We start from the raw sequence: 18,651 nt of genomic DNA, 5'->3' as shown, positions 1-18,651 counted from the left end.
GCGTTTTTAACCCTGGTCGTGCTGCGGGGCCTATGCCCCTGAGAGTCACAACCCGTACTGGAGCGCGATGAACAAGCCACTTGATCACGACATGTCCCAGTCGATCCTGCTCGATCTGGTGGTCCAAACCCGCTGGCACAGCGATGAACCCGGGGCCGAAGCACCGGCCATCGATCTGGACAGCCGGCTCGACAGTGACCTGGGGTTTGACAGTCTTTCCCGGGCCGAACTGCTGGTGAATGTCGAGCAGGCCTTTGGGGTCCAACTTCCGGAAAGCCTGTTGAGTGAGGCAGAAACCCCGCGGGATCTCCTCAAGGCCGTTGCCCGGGCCCGGGGCGACCCCCAGGAGGTCCCCGGTGTTGCAACCGGGGCGGCCGGGGACGTGACGGCACCTGCACAGGAGGTGGACGGTGAGCGCTTTACCATTCCGCATTTCGAGACCTTTCAGGAAGCGCTGCAGTGGCATGCCCGCACTCATCCCCAGCGAACCTACCTGCAGTGGGTCAAGAGCTACGACGATGTGCGGCCGCTCACCTTCGGCGAACTCCACCAGGGTAGCCTGCGGGTGGCCAACGGACTGTTCCAGCATGACCTGGAACCGCGGGATACGGTGGCCCTGATGTTGCCCACTGGTCACGACTATTTCTACGGCTTTTTCGGCGCCCTGTACGCCAATGCCATACCCGTTCCCCTTTACCCACCCATGCGCACGGCGCAACTGGAGGAACACCTGCGTCGGCAGGCCGACGTGCTTAATAATGCCCAGGCTCGCATCCTGGTCACCGTGCCAGAGGCCAGGCGGATGGCTGTGGTGATCAAGGCGCTGGTGCCCAGCCTGGAACACGTGGTTACCCCCGATGAACTCTGGTCTCACCCCCTGGCCTGTCCAGCGGCCAGGTCCCAGGCCGACGATATCGCCTTCCTGCAGTACACCTCCGGCAGCACCGGCCATCCCAAGGGGGTCCAGCTCAGCCACGCCAACCTGTTCGCAAACATTGGAGCCGGCGCAGAGGTGCTCAAGGCGGATCAGGACGACGTGTTTGTCAGCTGGCTGCCGCTATACCACGACATGGGCCTGATCGGAACCTGCCTATCCAGCCTGTGGTTGGGCATGCACCTGGTCATCATGTCGCCGCTGCTGTTCCTCACCAAGCCCCGCTATTGGCTCTGGGCCATTCACCAATACCGCGGCACCCTCTCGCCGTCGCCCAATTTTGGCTACGAACTCTGCCTGCAGCGCCTGAGTGATGAGGATCTGCAGGGGCTGGATCTCAGTTCCTGGCGGGTGGCTCTCAATGGCGCCGAGGCGGTGAGCCCTGCGACGGTGGAACGGTTCATAGAACGTTTCGGCCCTTGGGGGTTTCGTCCTGAAACCATGGCGCCGGTGTATGGCCTGGCCGAGAATTGCGTCGCCCTGACTTTTCCGGAATCGCCCCATGCACCGTTGATCGATACCATCGAGCGGGATCGCTTCCAGGAGCAGGGCCAGGCGGTGCCAGCGTCACCGGATGACGCCACGGCCTTGCGGTTTGTCGCCTGTGGCAAGCCAATTCCCCACAACGCCATCCGCATTGTCGATGACGCCGGCCAGGCGTTGCCGGAGCGCCGCGAAGGCTCGCTCCAGTTCACCGGGCCCTCCGCCACCCGCGGCTACTACCGCAATCCGGACCAAACCGCCGAATTGTTTGATGGCGAGTGGCTCAATACCGGGGACCGGGGCTATATGGCCGATGGCGAGCTGTACCTGACCGGGCGCAACAAGGACCTGATCGTGCGCGCCGGTCGCAATCTCTATCCGGCCGAGATCGAGGAAGCCGTGGGGGAACTGGAGCATGTCCGGCGTGGCTGTGTGGCGGCCTTCGCGTCCGGCATTGGGGAGCGCGAGGGAGAGCGGCTGGTGGTGGTGGCCGAGTCCCGGCAACGAACCCCGAGCGTCCGTCGGCAACTAACCGCTGAGATCACCCGTATCGTCCGGGACAATCTCGGCATCGACGTGGACGACGTGGTGATCGTCAAACCCCACAGCATTCCCAAGACCTCCAGTGGCAAGCTGCGCCGCAACGAATGCCGCCTGCGTTACGAGCGCGGAGACCTGGAGCGCAAATCCCTGCCACTCTGGCACCAACTGGCCCGGCTGAGCGCAACCGGCTGGCGCCGCTACGGTGTGTTTGCCGGGCGCTACCTCAGTCGCCGGCTGTACGCGGGCTGGTGCTGGTGCGTCATGGGCGGCGTGGGGGCGACGGTGCTGATTCTGGCCAACCTGTTGCCAACCCAAAGCGCGCGTTGGCAGGTGGTGCACCAGACCGGTCGGGCGCTGGCGCGGCTGACGGGAACCCCCCTGGTGGTCGAGGGGGCAGAGAAGCTGCGCCAGCTACCCGAAGGCTGCGTGATCGTGGCCAACCATGCCAGTTACGTCGATGCGTTTGTCATCGCCGCGGTGATGCCGGTACCGGTGAGCTTTGTGGCCAAGGCCGAACTGACCCGGATTAGGCTGCTCCGTCGTCTGTTCCGCCGGATTGACGTGGAGCCGGTCGAGCGCGCCTCGGGTGAAGCCAGTGTCCGCGCCTCGCGACGCATAGCCGAGCACGCCGAGGGGCGGCGCCTGATGTATTTTGCCGAAGGCACGTTCGACGCCGCACCGGGATTGAAGATGTTCCATATGGGGGCCTTCATGACCGCCGCCGTGGCCGCCCAGCCGGTTTTGCCCATAGGCCTGACGGGCACCCGCCAGAAGCTGCCCGCCGACCGCTGGAACCCGCGGCCGGGCCCCATCGGGGTTCGGGTGGGAGAGCTGATCTGGCCCGAAGGCGATGACTGGGCAGCGGCCACCCGACTGCGTAACCAGACCCGCCAGGCCATCCTGGAGTTGAGTGGCGAGCCGGACCGGATGGCCCGACCGGCAGGAAAGAGAGCCGGTTGAGGGCACAACAGGTCTGAAATTGCTGGATGTGGGAGCCGCATGGCGGGGAACGGCGCGATATCGGGTTGGCTCTGGCGATACCCTGGTGCAGAATCGAGCGCTTGCCAATAACCAATAGGAGATTCGCGCCATGCAGGAGCTCGAACTACCAGGGCGTGAGGAGGTTGCGGGCATTAAGGTGTGTCACACGGACCGGCACGTGAGTCTGTCCTGGAATGGCGTACGCCCTTGCCTGAGTTCCGCGCCCCATAATGGAGGTTACTGCCTGGCAAACCGGGTCCTGAACCTCCGTGTTGAAGGTTCCGAGGTGATACAGCCGCCGGAACAGAGCCTGCAGCAGTATGCCGATAACCAGGGTTGGGACGGGGAGACCGTAGGGCTGATGACCGCTGCACCGATGAGCTCGTTGCATTGTCTATCCGATCAGTATTCTGGCGAGTCCCTGGCGTTGTGGGTGACCTGCGGCCTGGATAACGCCCGGCGAGCCGGTGATCCGGCCGACTGGGCAGGGGAGGTGACGCCCCCGCCGGGTACCATCAATACGGTGTTCGCGACCAGCCTGGGCCTGTCTCCGGCCACCATGGCCGAGCTGCTAATGGTGTTGACCGAAGCCAAGTGCGCGGTGCTGCAGGAAGCCGGTGTCACCAGCCCCGTATCGGGCGGGATCGCGACCGGGACAGGTACCGATGCTATCGCCATTGTTTCCGGTCACGGCCGGTCAGAACGCTGGGCCGGCAAGCATACGCTGCTGGGTGAGCGAGCGGCAAAGCTGATGATGCGTGCCCTGGGGGACAGACTGGAGAGCCTTCGGTAGAACGGTCAGATACCCTGTTTAGCTCAGCTCTTCCGTGGTGGGAGAGAGCGGGGGCAGGCAGAGCCTGCCCCTGATGAGAGATTCTGACGTTAGCGGCGCAGCAGCTCCCACTTCACTTGCGCGCTTCGGGTGGATCCGTCCTCCAGAGTCACGGAGACGTCGATCACCGTCAGTGCCGCGCCGGGATCCAGCAGGTACTGTGCATCCGGGCAGATCAGGAAGTCGCCTTCGGCGGAGTTACCGCCTCGCAGCTGACAGCCTCCGAACCAGGAACTGTTGTCGTAGCCGTTAACCGAACCTTCGATCTGGACAGGGTGCTCCCCCGGTGCCAGGGCAATGCCCAGGTCGAATTCCTGAGTGGGCAGGAATTGGCCGTCGGCTGGTAACAAGGTGAGCTCCGGCGCTGGCTCGCCGGAATCGGCGATGGACAGTACCTGGGCCCGGATATGGAAGTAGTCACCACTGGAGGCACTGCGGCCCGCGATGATCAGGTCCCTGGGACCATCAAACTGGGCAGGATCTGGCGTCTGGATCAGAGCGTCGGATGACAGGGCGGTCGCTGAACCGTCACCCAGGTGCATAAAGATCTCATCCAATGTGAAACCGCCGTTGGAGCTGCCACCTTCCGCCTGAATCTCATACTGGTCGTGGCCGCTGCTGTTCGCGATCAAGGCGCGCACCGGCGCCACAGAACTGTCGCTGGAGAAGGTCAGGTCGTTGATCGACAGCTCGAAACCATAACCGGAGACCAGGGGATGCTCGTAGAGCCCCCATTCCGGTGACGAATCCTGGTCCGCCAGTGAGGGCTCCACCCGATAACTGCCGTTGACCGTTTCACCCAACACCACGCGCCCTTGCAGCAGGCCGGCCGGATCGTAGATGTCGTCGACCTTGGCGACTACCGTATAGACTCCGGGAGTGGCGGCCCCTTCCACCACGAGGTTGTCGATCTTGGCCTCAAAACTGAAGTAGTCATTGCCGTTACTGCCGCCAATGTAGATCACCCGCTCCTCAAACTGTGTCGGCGCTGGTGGGCTTGACGGCAGCGCATCGGAGCTGAGTGCATCAGTCGGGTTCCAGCTATGCAGGTGGATGCCCGCGTCGTAGAGGTAGGCACCGTTGGCCAGGGGGTGGAGGTTGTCCGTGCTGACCACGTGATAGCCTTCGTCATACTGCGAGTCGATGACATCCACGGTGAAAAAACCGTTGCTGGCGCCGGGGTCGGTCCGGATGGCGAACCCGGCCACGTTCAGGTCGAGCGCTCCCGCTCCGGAGTCATGTCGGTAGTGGCCAAACTCGGGGCTGGAATCGAGATCCGCCGTGGTGGTTTCGAAGCTATAGGTGCCGGTCACCGGCGTTCCCGGTTGCACGGCGCCACCGAGCACCATGCCCGGGTCGTCAACCATACTGACGGTCGCCGACACCTGAACGGTCACCAGTTCGGCGTTGGCCGCGCCACTGGCGCTCAGGGCGCCGGCGGCAAAAAGAGCGCAGAGTTTTGGAAACTTCATCCCTTGTCCTCGCTTATCATCCTTTGGTGGGTCATCCTGGCCACTTTCTCCATGACAGGACTGCTTTATTAACTCGAGTTAACCTAGGTGGGGCACCGGGGGAAGTCAATGCGGTTGTTGTGTCTTTATGATGCCGTTCCAAACGTCATACCAGACTGTCGTTCAGCAGCATTTTGAATTGTCTTGAGTTTCGCATCGACGCGTGTGTAAAGGGGGCAGGGTTACCTCAAAGCCGGCCATAAAGGATCACCATCAACAGCAGGCCGGTGATGACAATCGCTATGATCGCCAGCAGGCCGTCATGGGCCATCAGGGCCAGCCCGAAAGCGGTCAGGGCCAAGCCGGCGGTTGTGGCGGAGAAGGGGATGATTTCCATGGCCGGCAAGGCCAGCGCAATCACGGCACAGATGGCGGCGATCACATAGCTGCCGGTGCGTTGGACCAGGAAATGGAATCTGGGCTGCAGCCAGCGGTCGATAAACCGCGCCGGTTTCTGCAGCCTGTCCAGCGTCCGGAGTAGCTGTTTCTCCGGGACAGAGCGTTTCAGTATCCACTGCGGAAGCCAGAAGTGCTGGCGGCCTAGCAGAAGCTGTATGGCCACCAGCAGCACCAGAACCGCCATCAGTGAGGGCACGCCGGGAATGCCGCTCAATGGTGAGAACAGGATGATGCCCACCAGCAGCAGCAGGGGGGCGAAGGAGCGCTGACCGATGGCGTACACCACCAGCTCCAGGGACACCTTCCGTTTTTGACGCGAGGTCCTGGCTATATGATCCAGCAGTTGTTGCAGGCTGGAAAATTCCGGGTTGGCGTCGTCGATGTCGCTCATACACGCTGCTTATGCCCTGTATCGGGAACCAATGACCCGTCCATAGGTGGTTATCGGGATCTTCACTCCGCTACGTGATCCATCTCGCTGTCCAGGATGAGGTGATCATAGTCCGCATCTTTATGGGCATGGGCGTGAACTTCGTTTGCGTTGCCGGCCGTCAACAGAATGCGGCTGAGAATATCATTCTCGGACTCATCCGGGGTTTGTCGTCTTGCCACGATTGCTGCGTATACGTCGTTGGAAACGGTAATGGTGAAGGACATGGATGACGCCTCCGATTCTTCCGAAGCAGTGTTGTACCCACCCAGTATGGTTGATTGCGTGGGGAAAGTCAGAGGGGGGTAGGCGCCTCCTTTGCCGGGGGTTTGCTACATTTCTAACACCAGTCCAATTCACAGGAACTTACCAGACATGTCTGCGCTATTGTCCCAGCACTCGCTCTGGGTGAGCGTTGCCCTCTTCCTGCTGGCGGCAGGTCTCATTGCCTATTTCGGCATAAAAATGACCTATGTCTCCCGGGACCTGGCGGCCATGACCCGGATCGGCGAAGCGGTCATGGGGGCGGTTTTCATTGGCGCTGCCACGTCATTGTCCGGGCTGGTGGCGTCAGCTACCGCTGCTTCCAATGGGCTGGCGACTCTCGCTGTGAGCAATTCGCTTGGCGGAATTGCGGCGCAAACCCTGTTCCTGGTCCTGGGGGACCTGGTCTACCGAAAGGCCAACCTGGAGTTTGCGGCCGCCTCGGTCGAGAACATGATGATGTCCGCGCAGTTATTGTTGCTGCTGTGCATCCTCCTGATTGCGTTTACGATCCCGTCCATTAACCTGGCGTCCGTACATCCCGCCTCCCTGGTGCTGATTGTGACTTACCTCTTTACGGTAAAGATGCTGGTGGATACGCACCAGAAACCCATGTGGTTACCCCGAATGAGCCCCGGTACCATCCAGGAAACCAAGCAACGTGCGTCCACTGAAGTTAGTAGCTCCAAGCACTGGCTAGTGATGTCCTTCTTCGGTTGCGCGTTCATGGTTGGCTTCGCCGGTTGGCTGATAACCAGTGCCGGCATGGAACTGGTTGAACGCGGTGAAATGTCTTCGAGCGTGGTCGGCGGCATTTTTATTGCCATCTCCACCTCGCTGCCGGAGTTGGTTATCGCCATCACAGCCATACGAGCGGGCGCTCTGACGCTGGCCGTGGGTGATATAGTGGGCGGCAATGCCTTCGATACCCTGTTCGTGGCGGTATCCGATATCTTTTATCGAGAAGGCTCCATCTTCACCGCGATCACTGATCAGGAGCAGCTTTGGCTTGGCACGGCAATGTCGATGAACGCGTTACTGCTGTTGGGGCTGCTGTATCGGGAGCGCAAGGGCATTGCCAATATCGGCGTTGAAAGCGCCGCGATTTTGCTGGTGTATTTCGCCACTGTTCTCTATCTGTGTCTCTGACCGGGTTGTTGCAGCGGCGAGTCAATGTCGGAGGAAGTTCCCGCCACTCGGTGCTAGAGTTCACAGAGAGAATGCCCACCTGCGCTAGGGGAGTCCTATGAAACGTCCCGTCAGAATCGCAATCACCGGCGCTGCCGGTAGTGTCAGCTATGCCCTGTTGTTCAAGATCGCCAGTGGCGAGATGATTGGCCCGGATCAGCCCGTCATCCTGCAGCTCATCGAGGTGCCCGAGGCGCTGGAGGCTCTACGGGGCGTCGCCATGGAGCTGGAAGACTGTGCCTTCCCATTGCTGCACACCATCAGCCTGCATGACAGTTTTGAGGAAGGCGTGATTGATGCCCACTATGTGCTGTTGCTCGGAGCCAAGCCCCGCGGACCGGGGATGGAGCGCGCCGACCTGCTTGCGGCGAACGCGCCTGTCTTTGCCGGTCAGGGGCAGGCCATCAACAAGTTCGCGAACCGGGACGTGAAGGTGCTGGTGGTGGGCAACCCTGCCAACACCAATGCATTGATTGCCAGCCGCAATGCGCCGGACCTGTCACCGGCCCAGTTCACCGCGCTCACCCGCCTGGACCATAACCGTACCCGGGGCATACTGGCCAATCACACCGGTGCCAATCCCAAGGACATCCGACGGGTGACCATCTGGGGCAACCATTCCTCCACCCAGTTTCCCGATTTGGCACACGCCACCATCTACGGCGAGCCGGCGTTGTCGCAAGTGGATGAGAGCTGGTACCGCGATCACCTGATCGAGAAGATCCAAAAACGCGGCGCGGCGGTGATCGAGGCCCGTGGACGCTCCAGTGCGGCGTCGGCTGCCCAGGCGGTCATTAACCACATGCACGACTGGATCAACGGCACCGACGAGAACGACTGGGTCAGCATGGCCATCGTCAGTGACGGCAGTTACGGAATCGAGAAAGGTATCGTCTATTCCTTCCCGGTACGCTGTGATTACGGGCGTTACCAGATCGTGCCGGGGCTGGAGATCAGCGAGTTTGCCCGGGAACGGATGATCGCCACCGAGAAGGAGTTGATCGAGGAGATGAAGGCGGTGGCGGATCTGCTCCCCAAAGACACGGAAAAGTCGCACCGTAACCTCTCGGTGGGCCTGAGATCTGGCATCACCCTGTACGACGACGGAATATCGCTACCAAAGCAGTACCTGCAGACGGATCGGGTACGTTGAGCGCCGGCCGGACGCGCTAAGGCATGGTGACCGGGGGATCTGGTTCGGCAGAGGTCATCAGTTGCTCGAGGATGGGCTCCAGGTCGAAGTGGTAAGCGGTCTCGGGGCGGGCGAAACGGCTGAAGTCGATGCGGTGCAAGGCGTCGGGGGTGTTCAGCATGGCCAGTAGCGGCGTCACCTGATTGACGTTGTTTTGGGTGACCAGCAGTTGAGGCGTCAGAATCACCCGCTCTTGCGGCGAATGTCCGGCCAGGTGATCCGCCATGATCACCACGGCCCAGGCCCCCTCCGTGTAGTGGCCCCCGGCGGTCCCCACCAGATCCCCGGCGCTGATTCGGAGCAACAACGCGGCGTCGAGGTCGTATCCGTTAATGGTGAGTTCATTGATGTCGTGCGCGGGGTTGTTATCGATTGCCGCCAGTATGCCCGATGTGATCCGTGAGCTGGACGACCAGATAATGCGGACATTGCGGTGTCGGTTCAGCAGTCCGGTGGTGCGGCGCTGGGCGTCGGTCTCGCTCCAGTCGGTGTGGAACACCTGCAGCAGGCGCACGTGGGGGAACTCCTGCAGGGCGGTACGCAGCGCCCGCATCCTCACCCTGGAAGGTGCATCCGCCGCGTATCCGGTTACCGCTGCCATATGCAGGGGGTGCCCCGAGCCATACTTCTGGGTGGCACGTTCCAGCAGCAGTCGCGCGAGGCGGTAGGCAGAGCCGGCGTCGTCCGGCACCAGCTGGGCAATCCAGTACTGGTAGTGCTGGCGGGGTAACCCGAACAGGTCCTGGTCCGCTGGTGATAGCTCGCTGTTAAACGTGATGCAGGGAATGCCGGCGGCTTCGCAGGCCTTGATCAGGCTGGGAGCGGTTTCCAGGAAATTGGGGAAGATGGCACCGTCTGGCGGCGACGGGCTGGCAAACCGGCGTTTTAGCTGGGCCAGCAACTTCAGCCGGGACGCATCGGCGAAATGTACGGCAAGCCGGATGTCGTTATCTTCCGCGGCGGCTTTGCCAAACCGGGCCACCTTGTCCCAGAACGGGGTGCTGGCTGGCAGGAACATGTCCACCTGGGGCCGGTGCGGCGAGGCGGCAACCGGCCAGGCCGCCAACATAAGCACTATGGCACACACCAGAATCACGCCACGGCTTGGATACGCCCCGGTTGCTGCTTTGAGTGTGTGTCTACTCATACAATCCAAGCCCACTGAACCTTCACTACTGATTTCAGAATAGCCCCATTTGGCACTGCTTGTCGTCGAGTTCCAGGCCCTCAACCTCTGGCATCCGCTCGCCCAGCAGGTCACTCCATAACCTGGCCAGTGCCAGGGCATCGCCGTTGTCCGGCATGTGCATGAACATGAAAGGCCGCTGGGAGGTAGCAAGCCACTGCGCCACCCGTTCCACCCACGGGACCAGAAAGCGACGGTTGGTCTCCAGGTCGGGATGGCCAATGTAACGAACCACCGGAGGCGCGTCGACGGGCAACAGGTGAACCGGTACCCGCGGCTTCTTGCGCTGGGCGTCCCGGGTGGCCACGTCGACCGGAGCTGCGGCAAAGAGCGCGCGTCCGTCAAAACACACCCGGGCGACCTTGCGGCCCCGCAAACCGCGGTTCAGGTGTTTTTCCGCTTCACCCTTGCCGAAGAACGCCGGGTGGCGCACTTCCACCGTGCAAGTCAGGGGCTCTGGCAAGGCATCGATAAACCGCCACAGCCTGGGCAGATGTTCCGGACCGAACGCCGCCGGCAGTTGCAGCAGGAGGGGGCCCATGACGTCTTCGAGCGGGGCGAGAACTTCCAGGAAATCTCGCACCTGGGGGCCGACCCCGGCCAACAGTCGGTCATGGCTGATCGGGCGGGGGAATTTGAACAGGAAGCGGAAGTCGTCCGGCACCTGGGAACGCCATTGCCGGCACTGCTCCTGGCTAGGGGTAGCGTAGAAGGTGGTGTTGCCTTCCACGCAATTGAAAACCTGGCTGTAACGCGCCAAGGGGCTTTCTCCTGGCGGAAGGACGCCATTCCATTTCGGGTCCTGCCACTGGGGGCAGCCGATAAAATAGGGACGGCTCATGCGCTCGCCTTGCCATAGAATCCCTGGTGCCTCAGGGCCGAGCGGACATGTTCGACCACTGCATTGCTCAACTGCCGGTAATCCGGGTAGGGCGTCAGCAGCAGGCGCAGCCCGGGATCCATGGACACTTCGGGACAGTCGGTCAATGGCTGGGCGCGGTGAGTCAGCCCGCTGAAGCGCTGCAGGTTGTCCTTGCCGCCAACCCAGTGCCAGGCGTGGGTCTCACTCAGCCACGGCGTGAAGCTGAGGGCCGTTTGTCGGAACAACTCGTCATCCCGGAAGCGGCGCCAGTCCCCGGCGTCCGGACTGGCAATCTTGGCCAGCAGGGTCACGATCTTGCGCCAGTGATTGGAGTTGGCCGCCATCAGGGCCTGGGTGTTGGGGGCGGCCACCAACTGCGCCAGGCCGTTGGGGCGATGGGGCAGGTACAGGACCAGTCGTGGCTGGCTGGTGCCCAGGTAATCGGGGGCAGGCGTACTCTCGTTCACTGGGATTCCTGCTGCTGGGCCACTGTGTTTCGGTATTTGCTGGGCGTCAGTCCCGTCCACCGCCGGAAGGCCTTGCGGAAGTTTGAGGCCTCCGAAAACCCCACCTGAGCGGCAACGGTTTCCACCGGCAGGTCGGGTTGGTCCAGGAACTGTTTGGCAAGGGTGCAGCGGATCTCATCCAGTACCCCCTGATAGGTCTTGTGGTCACTGGCCAGTTGCCGGTGGAGGGTACGGGTCGAGATACCAGCCTGTTCCGCGAATGCCTCGGCGGAAGGAAATTTGCCTCGCTGGTTGAGACAGGCCAGGCGAATCTGCTCGATCAGTTCCGATTCTTCCGGCAGGTTTGCCAATAGCTGGCGACATAGATCCGCAGTGACCGCCGCCGTGATCGGGTTGGCATTGGGGCAGGGGACGTCAAGAATTTCGGCGTCAAACCGCCACTCCATGGTGTCGCAGCCAAAGGTCACCGGGCAATGAAACATCTCCTCGTAACGACGCCAGTAATCGGGGGCGGGGTAGGGCAACCGCAGGCTGTTGGCGGGCAACTGGTATTCGAGGATGAAATAGGCCAGCGCCTGAATCGATGACAGCCAGAATTCGGAGGCCAGGGGCAGGAGGTCGCCGAGCGCCATAAGCGGTTGCCCGGTAAAGACTCCCTCATCCCCTTCGATGTGAAAGGATTTCTCAAAGACCGGGCCCAGCAAGCGAACGTGCCGGATGCCGAAGTCGATGGCGTCACCGAAGGTGCTGCTGCTCAGTACCGCGTAGCCGTAAATCCCGAAATCGCTGATGCGCTGTCGCTGACCGGCCCGCAGCCCGCTGTCGGGTTCGCGCATGGACTGGTGCATGTTCCTGAAGATCTGCACCTTCTGCTGATGGGATATGCGGGTATCCGGGTCGTTGATTTTTGAGCAGGGCAGGCCTGTGCCTGCCAGCAGGACATTGGGGTCTCCCCCCTGCGTTTGCAGTTCCTTCATCAGCGCCGTCAGCCCCAGCATGTTGAACTGGCGGACTTCCAGCGCATGGCCATAGGAGCCTGTCGTTATTGTAGTCATTCGCTCGTTTCCTGATGTCTGTGGCAGAAATTAACCCCCAGCGTGTCGCTTTTCAACCTCGTCGAATCGAAAGGCCCTTGCCAACATGGGACCACGACTCAACCACACAACGACAACGAAGCATCCTGGAACCTGAGAATCACACCTTTTCGCCAAACGCCCATCATGTGCTGGTGTTCGTCCGTGGTGTGCTCCGAAATTTGCCTGGGTACCTGCAGGCGGTAATGCGAACACCCCCGAAAGCGAAGCTCGGTGAGAAGATTGCGGACAGGATTCAGCAGGGCACAAGGAGACCTGAATCATGAATCAAATGGCAGTATCAACCGACACCCTGGAAATCGAACGTATGGAGGCAACGCTGGTTCGCCAACAGCAGGCGTTCGAGGCTCGTCCGTTCCCTACGTATGAGGAGCGGGTGCAGGCTTTGAAAAGCCTGATTGCCGCCCTGAAGCGCAACAAGCATCGTATCGTTGAAGCGGTGGACGCTGACTTTGAGGGCCGGGCAGCGTTTGAAACCCTGCAGGTGGAGGTGATGGGCCCCATCCTGCAGGCCCGACACGCCATCTCCCGGTTGCGCCGATGGATGAAACCGAGCCGACGCAGCACCGAGCTGCTGTTTGCGGGCAACAAGGCATGGGTGGAGTACCAGCCCAAAGGTGTGGTGGGCATCGTCGGTGCCTGGAACTTTCCGCTCTACCTGTCGCTGGGACCCCTGGTGGCGGCGCTGGCAGCCGGTAATCGGGCGATGATCAAAATGCCTGAACTCGCTCCCCGCACCCGCCAGGTGATGACCGAATTACTGGCGGAGTGCTTCAGCGAAGACCAGGTTGCGGTTTTCGGGGGCGAAGTGGAAGAGGCCAAGGTCTTCACCCGGCTTCACTTCGATCACCTGATCTTTACCGGAGCTCCCGAAGTTGGTCGCCAGGTGATGAAGGCGGCTGCCGAAAATCTGGTGCCGGTCACCCTGGAGCTTGGGGGTAAGTCACCGGCTATCATCGGTAAAGGAGCCAATGTTAGGGATGCGGCGCTCAGGATTGCCCATGGCAAGAGCTTCAATGCCGGCCAGATCTGCGTGGCGCCGGATTATGTGCTGGTGCCCAGAGGCAAGGGCGCGGCCTTTGCTGAGGCGGTGAAAGCGGCCTTTGAATCCCTGCACGAGTCGCCGGAGAGCAGCGACGAATACACCAGCATCGTCTCCGACCGACACGCACGGCGACTGCACATGTTGATCGAAGAGGCGGAAGCCAAGGGAGCTCAGGTGACTCGCTGTGGGGCAGCCGGGGCTAACCATCGGCGGATCCCCCTGCACATTGTCACCGAGGTGAAGGACGACATGCTGATCGCCAGGGAAGAACTGTTCGGGCCCATCCTGCCGGTCATTGAGTACGAGACCTTGGACGAGGCGATTGCCTACATCCGTCAACGCCCACGGCCCCTGGCGCTGTATCCCCTGGGGATTTCGGGTGCGGAGCTGAAAAGGCTGACGCGGGAAACCCACAGTGGTGGTGTGACGGTGGGCGACTGGGCCTGGCACGTATTCCAGCATGACATGCCATTCGGCGGCATCGGCAACTCGGGCATGGGGTCTTACCACGGTGAGGAAGGGTTTGTTGCCCTGTCCCACGGCAAGGCTATCTTCCGGCGCCGGAGTTGGTTCCCGACCCAACTCTTCTATCCCCCCTATGGCCGGTTCGTCCAGAAGTTGGCCTTGAGGCTTTACCTGGGCAAGTCCTGAACGGGGCGGTTGGGGAGCTTCCTCCCGGGGAACTTGCGATATTCCCCGGGGGAACAGCCCAGCCAGCGTCGAAAGGCGCGGGTGAAGCTGGCGGTGTCGGTATACCCCAGGTGTATGGCGAGTTCGTCCAGCTTCATGGCACTGCCCTCCAGTAACTGTTGGGCCAGTTGGCGGCGTTCTTCGTCAACCAACAGCCTGATCATGCCGCGCTGGATGAAACCGCTGGAATGGTTCTGGCTTGGCCAGAACCTGCACTCCATCCATCACCTGTTTCCGCGGGTGCCGTTCTATCGCTATCACGCCCTGCATCGGCAGATTGAACCGGTGATGCGGGCCCATGGCACGCCCATCATCGGGGCCTTCAGCCGGCAACCCATCGGGGCGGAAGGTGCAACGGGGAGTCGGTGCCTTGGTGATGGTGGAGAACGGCGGGAGCCGCTTGAGCGCTGAAGCTTCAAGCGGCTCGCCAACGCCGGTATCGATCAGCTAACGGCCTCTTCCCTGGCCTGGCCACGGGCGGAGGCATGATCCTCGGTGGCACGAACCTTGGCGTCTTTGCCATACACCACGTCGTAGTCCTTCAACTGGAACACATTCAGCCGCCGCTTGAGGGCGCTGAGGGACCAGGGCCAGGCGGCGAAGTTGCGGCCGTTCTGGTCCAGGTAGTAGCTGCTGCAGCCACCGGCGTTGAAGACCGTGGTCCGCAGGTGTTTCTGAACCCGCTCGTTGTGCTTGCGTAGCACGGTGGGATTGATGGTCAGCCTGCCAATGCCCTTCTCCTTGATCTTCCAAAGCCCGTCGATGATGTAGTCGAGCTGGGCTTCGGCCAGCTGGATGAACGAGTCGTACACCAGCACGTTGGGGCCAAGGATGAGGAAGGCGTTGGGGGTATTTTCGATGGCGGTGCCCAGATAGGCTTCCGGTGAACTGTTCTTCCACAGATCCGCCAGGCGGTCACCGTTGGCATTGACCACCTTCTGGCCAATGGGCGGGTGAGAGACATCGAAGCCGGTACCCCAGATGATCACATCCACTTCGCGGCGTTCACCATTGGCGGCGATCACCGTGTTGCCTTCCACTTTGACCAGGCCGCTGGCGATCAGCGAGGTGTTGTCCGCCTGCAGGGCGGGGTAGTAGTCGTTGGCGAACAGGATGCGTTTGCAGCCGATGTCGAAGTTCGGGGTGACCGCCTTGCGCAGCGCCGGGTCCTTGACCTGTAGCTTCAGCAGCTGTTTGGCGGCGACGTTGACGGGTTTGAGGAATGACGGGTTGCGCAGCCCGAAATTGATCACATTCAGCGAGCCGGCGACGGCCTTGCGCCAGGTGTTCTGGATGACCGGGAAGCGGTCGATGGCCTGCTTGCTGGTCTCGTTCAGTTGCATGTCAGGCTTGGGCAGCACCCAGGGCGCGGTGCGCTGGAACACGGTCAGCTCGCTGGCCAGCGGCTGGATCCGGGGCACGAACTGGATGGCGGAGGCGCCGGTGCCGATCACCGCGATGCGCTTGCCGGTGAGGTCGTAGTCGTGGTTCCACTTGGCGGAGTGGAACATCTCGCCCTTGAAGGTCTCCAGGCCCGAGATGGCCGGGATCTGGGATTCGGTGATCGGGCCGGTCGCGAACACCACGGTTCTGGAAAGATACTGGCCACTGCTGGTGTCCAGCTTCCACAATTGTTGCTGCTCGTCCCAGACCGCACGCTCCAGCTCGTTGTTGAACTCGATCTGCGGGGCAATCCCGAAGCTCTCGCTGACCTCTTCCAGGTAGTTGAGGATTTCCGGCTGCTTGGCGAACAGGTTGCTCCACTTGCTGCTGGGGGCGAATGAGTAGGAGTAGAGTGCCGACGGCACATCGCAGCCACAGCCCGGGTAGGTGTTTTCCCGCCAGGTGCCGCCGACCCGGCTGGCCTTCTCGATGATCTTGAAGTTGTGATAGCCGGTTTTCTTCAGCTTGATGGCGGTGGCCAGCCCGGAAATGCCCGCGCCGACAATGAAGGTGTCGTAGATATGGTCCGCCGTGGACGAATTGTTCTTGGTGTTAGCCATGTGTGGTAACCGTGGTTGAATGCGTTATTTCGAAGGGGCGTTTGGGCGCTGCCGGAGTTATGGGTGGATACCGGCAGCCCGAGTCCTGTAACAGTTACGCCCGGACTGGGGGAACCACCTCCTTGACCAGGTACGGCGTCAGCAGGCCGGTCTCCGGGTGGAGCAGCCGCTCCTTGTAGTAGGCCAGATACTCCGACGTATCGTGGTCATTGGGGTGGAAGTCCCGGCGGAGGTAGTCGAACACGTGCCCCAGGGTGCTGCCGTAGACACCGTCCTTGCGACCGATGACCAGATCCAGGCTGCGCTTGGCATCCTTCCAGAATCGACGGCTGATAAGGTTGCGCGGCTTACGAATGAACGGAATCAGCACTCCGCCCAGGGGCACCAGGAACCAGATGGTGAACAGGGCCAGGGCAAAGCCGGCGATACGTAGTGGGTAGTTACCGGAGAGCTGCTGGAACACATCGTAGGCGATGTCCTTGTGTTCGGACTCCTCCAGCATGTGCCACATCCACAGCCCGCGTTGCTTCTCGTCCTCACTGTGGAAGAAGTTCTCCTCGTGTTTCATCATGAACTCGGCCAGCACGGCGGTGAAATGCTCGATACCGGCCATCAGGGAGAGCTGCAGAGGCTGCGGGAATCGTTTGAAGCCGTAGTTGAACACGTTCTCCGCCAGGAAGCGATAGAACGTCACCGGGAACCGGTGTTCTTTCAATACCTCGTTCCATTCCTCGTGCACCTTGGAATGGAGGGCCTCCTGGCCAATGAGAGAGGTCACCCGTTGTTTGAGCACCGGATCAGTCAGGAAGTCGCGATGGTAGCGTGCGGTGTCGATCACCAGCTCCTCGCCGTAGGTCAGAAAGATCGAGAGCGCTTCAAAGTAGGCGCTCGCCAGCTCAGTGTTCATATAGAAGTTGGGGTCCGCATCCTTGGTGTTGAAGTCAAACTTCATATGGCGGATGGGGACTTCTGGTTGCTCTGTTGCTGGTTGGGTGGTGCTCTCTACCAGGGCTTCAGCGGTTGCAGTCGTCATGGGGTTACCTGTGCTGTCAAGTCTTGGGGGGAACTGTAAGGAAATCGGGGCGCCGGGACTTCGCGAAATAAGAAGCCTGACTGGCGTGGGCCAGAAGTGGTTCGGCACCCCCTCACGGCGCCGGCGGTCAGCCGCGCGCAGATGAATTTCATTGTTCTAGGCTAATCCCGAGCTCTGTTCGGGTTCAATTCGGAACTGATCGATGAATTCTGGTCGTTTGACGGCAGTCAGAGGAGGGCGGGAGGTCCGCGGTGAAACCGCACCACGCCGGGCGTTCCGCGAAGGTGGTCGCGTGAGAAGGGGGGGCAAACTGAGCCCCCTGCCGCACGTCCAGGTCTTAAGTCGAGTGCTTGTTCGGGTATTTCTGGCCAGTCAGGAGCTCAGTCTTCCAGCTTTTGCCGCTGAAGATAGATCTGCAACAAGAACGGGTGGACCACCAACGTATACAGGCACAGGACCAAGACCAGACACAGCATGAATTCCCGATACTCATAGGATTCCGGCAACATCAGCACCAGGGCGGCGGAGACGGCACCCCTGAGGCCACTCAGGACCAGGATGTGCTGCCAGGCAAGCGGCACCTTTTGGCTCGTCCTGAAGAACAGCAGGCCGCCGCCGTAGATGACCGCCATGCGTGCCAACAACAGCACCAGGATGCTGGCGGGAATCAGCCAGGTGAATGGGAAGTCGTGTTGGCCCACGGTGACGCCGAGGGCAAAGAACAGCACCCCGCCCGCCAATTGGCTCACATAGTCCCAGAACCCGACAAACAGTTCTGGATGACCACCGGTCTCCGCGGTACTGGTCGGTGCTGAGGCGTGCGGCAGCGAGGCGGGGCCACGCTGAAAGACGAATACCCAGGCTGCGAACATGACGGTGATCACGCCGGAGACGTGCAGCAGCCGTTCCGCAAGCAGGAAGCCGCCGTACACCAGGGCCAGGGTGATGGAGATGCCTGGGAACTGGTTCTGTATCGACCAGAAACGAATCAGTCGACCCGCCATCCAACCCAGGGCGGAACCCAACAACATCGCAACCAGAACCGTCCGGCCGAAATTGAACGCGGTGTCGGCAACGTCGAAGGATTCCATACCGATCACCAACGCTGCCATGGTGAAGAACAGCAGGATGGCGGTGCCGTCGTTGAACAGGGACTCGCCTTCAATCACCGCACCGAGTTTTTCCGGGACCGCAAAGCGCCGGAAAATGGCCGAGACCGCCGAGGGGTCGGTGGCAGCGACAGCGGAGGCGAAGAGCAGCGCGTCGGCGAGCGGCAGCGCCGTCATCCCGTAGAGCGGGAGGCCGATCAGAAACAGCGTGAGGAGCACACCCACGGTCGAATAGAAGAGGATCGGTAGTGCCTGGGCTTTCAACTGACGGGGTTCCAGGGATCTGGCGCTGGCGAAGATCAGCGCGGGTAACAGCAGCAGGATCACCAGATCGGGTGAGATCTCGAGCACCGGCAGCCCGGGGAACCGTCGCAGGGCCAACCCGTAAATCAGCCCTGCAATGAG

General features: G+C 61.4%; 17 protein-coding genes. 6 read left to right on the top strand and 11 right to left on the bottom strand.

The genetic code is table 11. The annotated features are described in order from the left end of the window. The first annotated feature begins 67 nt into the window (after positions 1-67). Entirely contained in the window at positions 68-2,920 is a 2,853-nt protein-coding gene (locus R3175_RS13375) for an AMP-binding protein (protein ID WP_318944822.1), read from the top strand. A 130-nt stretch (positions 2,921-3,050) separates the two neighbouring features. Next, the gene (locus tag R3175_RS13370) at positions 3,051-3,734 is read left to right on the top strand and encodes an adenosylcobinamide amidohydrolase (RefSeq protein ID WP_318944821.1); all 684 of its coding nucleotides are present in this window, start codon (positions 3,051-3,053) and stop codon (positions 3,732-3,734) included. 89 nt (positions 3,735-3,823) lie between these two features. On the opposite strand, the gene R3175_RS13365 is transcribed toward R3175_RS13370, so the two are convergent. The 3 genes from R3175_RS13365 to R3175_RS13355 all read right to left on the bottom strand — a co-directional run bounded on the left by R3175_RS13365 (position 3,824) and on the right by R3175_RS13355 (position 6,340). Then, positions 3,824-5,245 (bottom strand): hypothetical protein, encoded by a 1,422-nt coding sequence (locus R3175_RS13365; protein ID WP_318944820.1) that lies wholly within the window; start codon positions 5,243-5,245, stop codon positions 3,824-3,826. A 226-nt stretch (positions 5,246-5,471) separates the two neighbouring features. Continuing rightward, entirely contained in the window at positions 5,472-6,074 is a 603-nt protein-coding gene (locus R3175_RS13360) for an exopolysaccharide biosynthesis protein (RefSeq protein ID WP_318944819.1), read from the bottom strand. Positions 6,075-6,136: 62 nt separating this feature from the next. After that, the gene (locus R3175_RS13355; RefSeq protein WP_318944818.1) at positions 6,137-6,340 is read right to left on the bottom strand and encodes a hypothetical protein; all 204 of its coding nucleotides are present in this window, start codon (positions 6,338-6,340) and stop codon (positions 6,137-6,139) included. A 181-nt stretch (positions 6,341-6,521) separates the two neighbouring features. On the opposite strand from R3175_RS13355, the gene R3175_RS13350 reads away from it, so the two are divergent. Then, positions 6,522-7,526: a sodium:calcium antiporter gene (locus R3175_RS13350; protein ID WP_318944817.1), complete on the top strand. Its 1,005-nt coding sequence runs from the start codon at positions 6,522-6,524 to the stop codon at positions 7,524-7,526. Positions 7,527-7,623: 97 nt separating this feature from the next. Beyond that, positions 7,624-8,718, top strand: coding sequence for a malate dehydrogenase (locus R3175_RS13345; protein ID WP_318944816.1), 1,095 nt, complete (start codon positions 7,624-7,626; stop codon positions 8,716-8,718). A gap of 16 nt (positions 8,719-8,734) precedes the next feature. On the opposite strand, the gene R3175_RS13340 is transcribed toward R3175_RS13345, so the two are convergent. The 4 genes from R3175_RS13340 to R3175_RS13325 are packed head-to-tail and all read right to left on the bottom strand — an operon-like array spanning position 8,735 to position 12,327. Then, positions 8,735-9,904, bottom strand: coding sequence for an ABC transporter substrate-binding protein (locus tag R3175_RS13340; protein ID WP_318944815.1), 1,170 nt, complete (start codon positions 9,902-9,904; stop codon positions 8,735-8,737). Positions 9,905-9,938: 34 nt separating this feature from the next. Next, the gene (locus tag R3175_RS13335) at positions 9,939-10,784 is read right to left on the bottom strand and encodes a DUF72 domain-containing protein (protein ID WP_318944814.1); all 846 of its coding nucleotides are present in this window, start codon (positions 10,782-10,784) and stop codon (positions 9,939-9,941) included. Further along, a complete protein-coding gene (locus R3175_RS13330) occupies positions 10,781-11,272 on the bottom strand; it encodes a DUF6942 family protein (RefSeq protein ID WP_318944813.1) in 492 nt (163 codons plus the stop codon). The genes R3175_RS13335 and R3175_RS13330 overlap by 4 nt, the downstream gene beginning before the upstream one ends. Continuing rightward, positions 11,269-12,327, bottom strand: a complete 1,059-nt coding sequence (locus tag R3175_RS13325) for an AraC family transcriptional regulator (RefSeq protein WP_318944812.1) — start codon at positions 12,325-12,327, stop codon at positions 11,269-11,271. The genes R3175_RS13330 and R3175_RS13325 overlap by 4 nt, the downstream gene beginning before the upstream one ends. A gap of 301 nt (positions 12,328-12,628) precedes the next feature. Here R3175_RS13325 and R3175_RS13320 point away from each other — a divergent pair, with 301 nt between their 5' ends. After that, positions 12,629-14,062 carry a coniferyl aldehyde dehydrogenase gene (locus R3175_RS13320; protein WP_318944811.1) on the top strand — a complete coding sequence of 478 codons (1,434 nt, stop codon included), beginning with the start codon at positions 12,629-12,631 and terminating at the stop codon, positions 14,060-14,062. On the opposite strand, the gene R3175_RS13315 is transcribed toward R3175_RS13320, so the two are convergent. Then, on the bottom strand, positions 14,044-14,265 hold the full coding sequence (locus R3175_RS13315) for an AraC family transcriptional regulator (RefSeq protein ID WP_318944810.1): 222 nt from the start codon (positions 14,263-14,265) through the stop codon (positions 14,044-14,046). The genes R3175_RS13320 and R3175_RS13315 overlap by 19 nt on opposite strands. A 10-nt stretch (positions 14,266-14,275) precedes the next feature. On the opposite strand from R3175_RS13315, the gene R3175_RS13310 reads away from it, so the two are divergent. Then, complete coding sequence (locus R3175_RS13310) at positions 14,276-14,512, top strand: fatty acid desaturase (protein ID WP_318944809.1); 237 nt, start codon at positions 14,276-14,278, stop codon at positions 14,510-14,512. Positions 14,513-14,544: 32 nt separating this feature from the next. Here R3175_RS13310 and R3175_RS13305 read toward each other — a convergent pair whose 3' ends face one another. The 3 genes from R3175_RS13305 to R3175_RS13295 form a co-directional block, all read right to left on the bottom strand. After that, the gene (locus R3175_RS13305) at positions 14,545-16,104 is read right to left on the bottom strand and encodes an NAD(P)/FAD-dependent oxidoreductase (RefSeq protein ID WP_318944808.1); all 1,560 of its coding nucleotides are present in this window, start codon (positions 16,102-16,104) and stop codon (positions 14,545-14,547) included. 94 nt (positions 16,105-16,198) lie between these two features. Further along, positions 16,199-17,137 (bottom strand): metal-dependent hydrolase, encoded by a 939-nt coding sequence (locus R3175_RS13300; RefSeq protein WP_318944807.1) that lies wholly within the window; start codon positions 17,135-17,137, stop codon positions 16,199-16,201. Positions 17,138-17,517: 380 nt separating this feature from the next. Continuing rightward, on the bottom strand, positions 17,518-18,651 hold a 1,134-nt coding region (locus R3175_RS13295), incomplete at its 5' end, for a cation:proton antiporter (protein WP_318944806.1).

The organism is Marinobacter sp., assembly GCF_033722735.1.
In the GTDB taxonomy this organism is placed as follows: domain Bacteria; phylum Pseudomonadota; class Gammaproteobacteria; order Pseudomonadales; family Oleiphilaceae; genus Marinobacter.
The sequence above is the reverse complement of the archived record's forward strand: the minus strand, read 5'-3'. Positions and strand labels throughout refer to the sequence as shown.

Coding starts and splice junctions, on each gene's coding strand:
- R3175_RS13360 (WP_318944819.1), bottom strand. CDS start 6,074: ATGAGCGACATCGACGACGCCAACCCGGAATTTTCCAGCCTGCAACAA.
- R3175_RS13320 (WP_318944811.1), top strand. CDS start 12,629: ATGAATCAAATGGCAGTATCAACCGACACCCTGGAAATCGAACGTATG.
- R3175_RS13370 (WP_318944821.1), top strand. CDS start 3,051: ATGCAGGAGCTCGAACTACCAGGGCGTGAGGAGGTTGCGGGCATTAAG.
- R3175_RS13345 (WP_318944816.1), top strand. CDS start 7,624: ATGAAACGTCCCGTCAGAATCGCAATCACCGGCGCTGCCGGTAGTGTC.
- R3175_RS13315 (WP_318944810.1), bottom strand. CDS start 14,265: ATGATCAGGCTGTTGGTTGACGAAGAACGCCGCCAACTGGCCCAACAG.
- R3175_RS13300 (WP_318944807.1), bottom strand. CDS start 17,137: ATGACGACTGCAACCGCTGAAGCCCTGGTAGAGAGCACCACCCAACCA.
- R3175_RS13310 (WP_318944809.1), top strand. CDS start 14,276: ATGAAACCGCTGGAATGGTTCTGGCTTGGCCAGAACCTGCACTCCATC.
- R3175_RS13305 (WP_318944808.1), bottom strand. CDS start 16,104: ATGGCTAACACCAAGAACAATTCGTCCACGGCGGACCATATCTACGAC.
- R3175_RS13355 (WP_318944818.1), bottom strand. CDS start 6,340: ATGTCCTTCACCATTACCGTTTCCAACGACGTATACGCAGCAATCGTG.
- R3175_RS13325 (WP_318944812.1), bottom strand. CDS start 12,327: ATGACTACAATAACGACAGGCTCCTATGGCCATGCGCTGGAAGTCCGC.
- R3175_RS13335 (WP_318944814.1), bottom strand. CDS start 10,784: ATGAGCCGTCCCTATTTTATCGGCTGCCCCCAGTGGCAGGACCCGAAA.
- R3175_RS13340 (WP_318944815.1), bottom strand. CDS start 9,904: ATGAGTAGACACACACTCAAAGCAGCAACCGGGGCGTATCCAAGCCGT.
- R3175_RS13375 (WP_318944822.1), top strand. CDS start 68: ATGAACAAGCCACTTGATCACGACATGTCCCAGTCGATCCTGCTCGAT.
- R3175_RS13365 (WP_318944820.1), bottom strand. CDS start 5,245: ATGAAGTTTCCAAAACTCTGCGCTCTTTTTGCCGCCGGCGCCCTGAGC.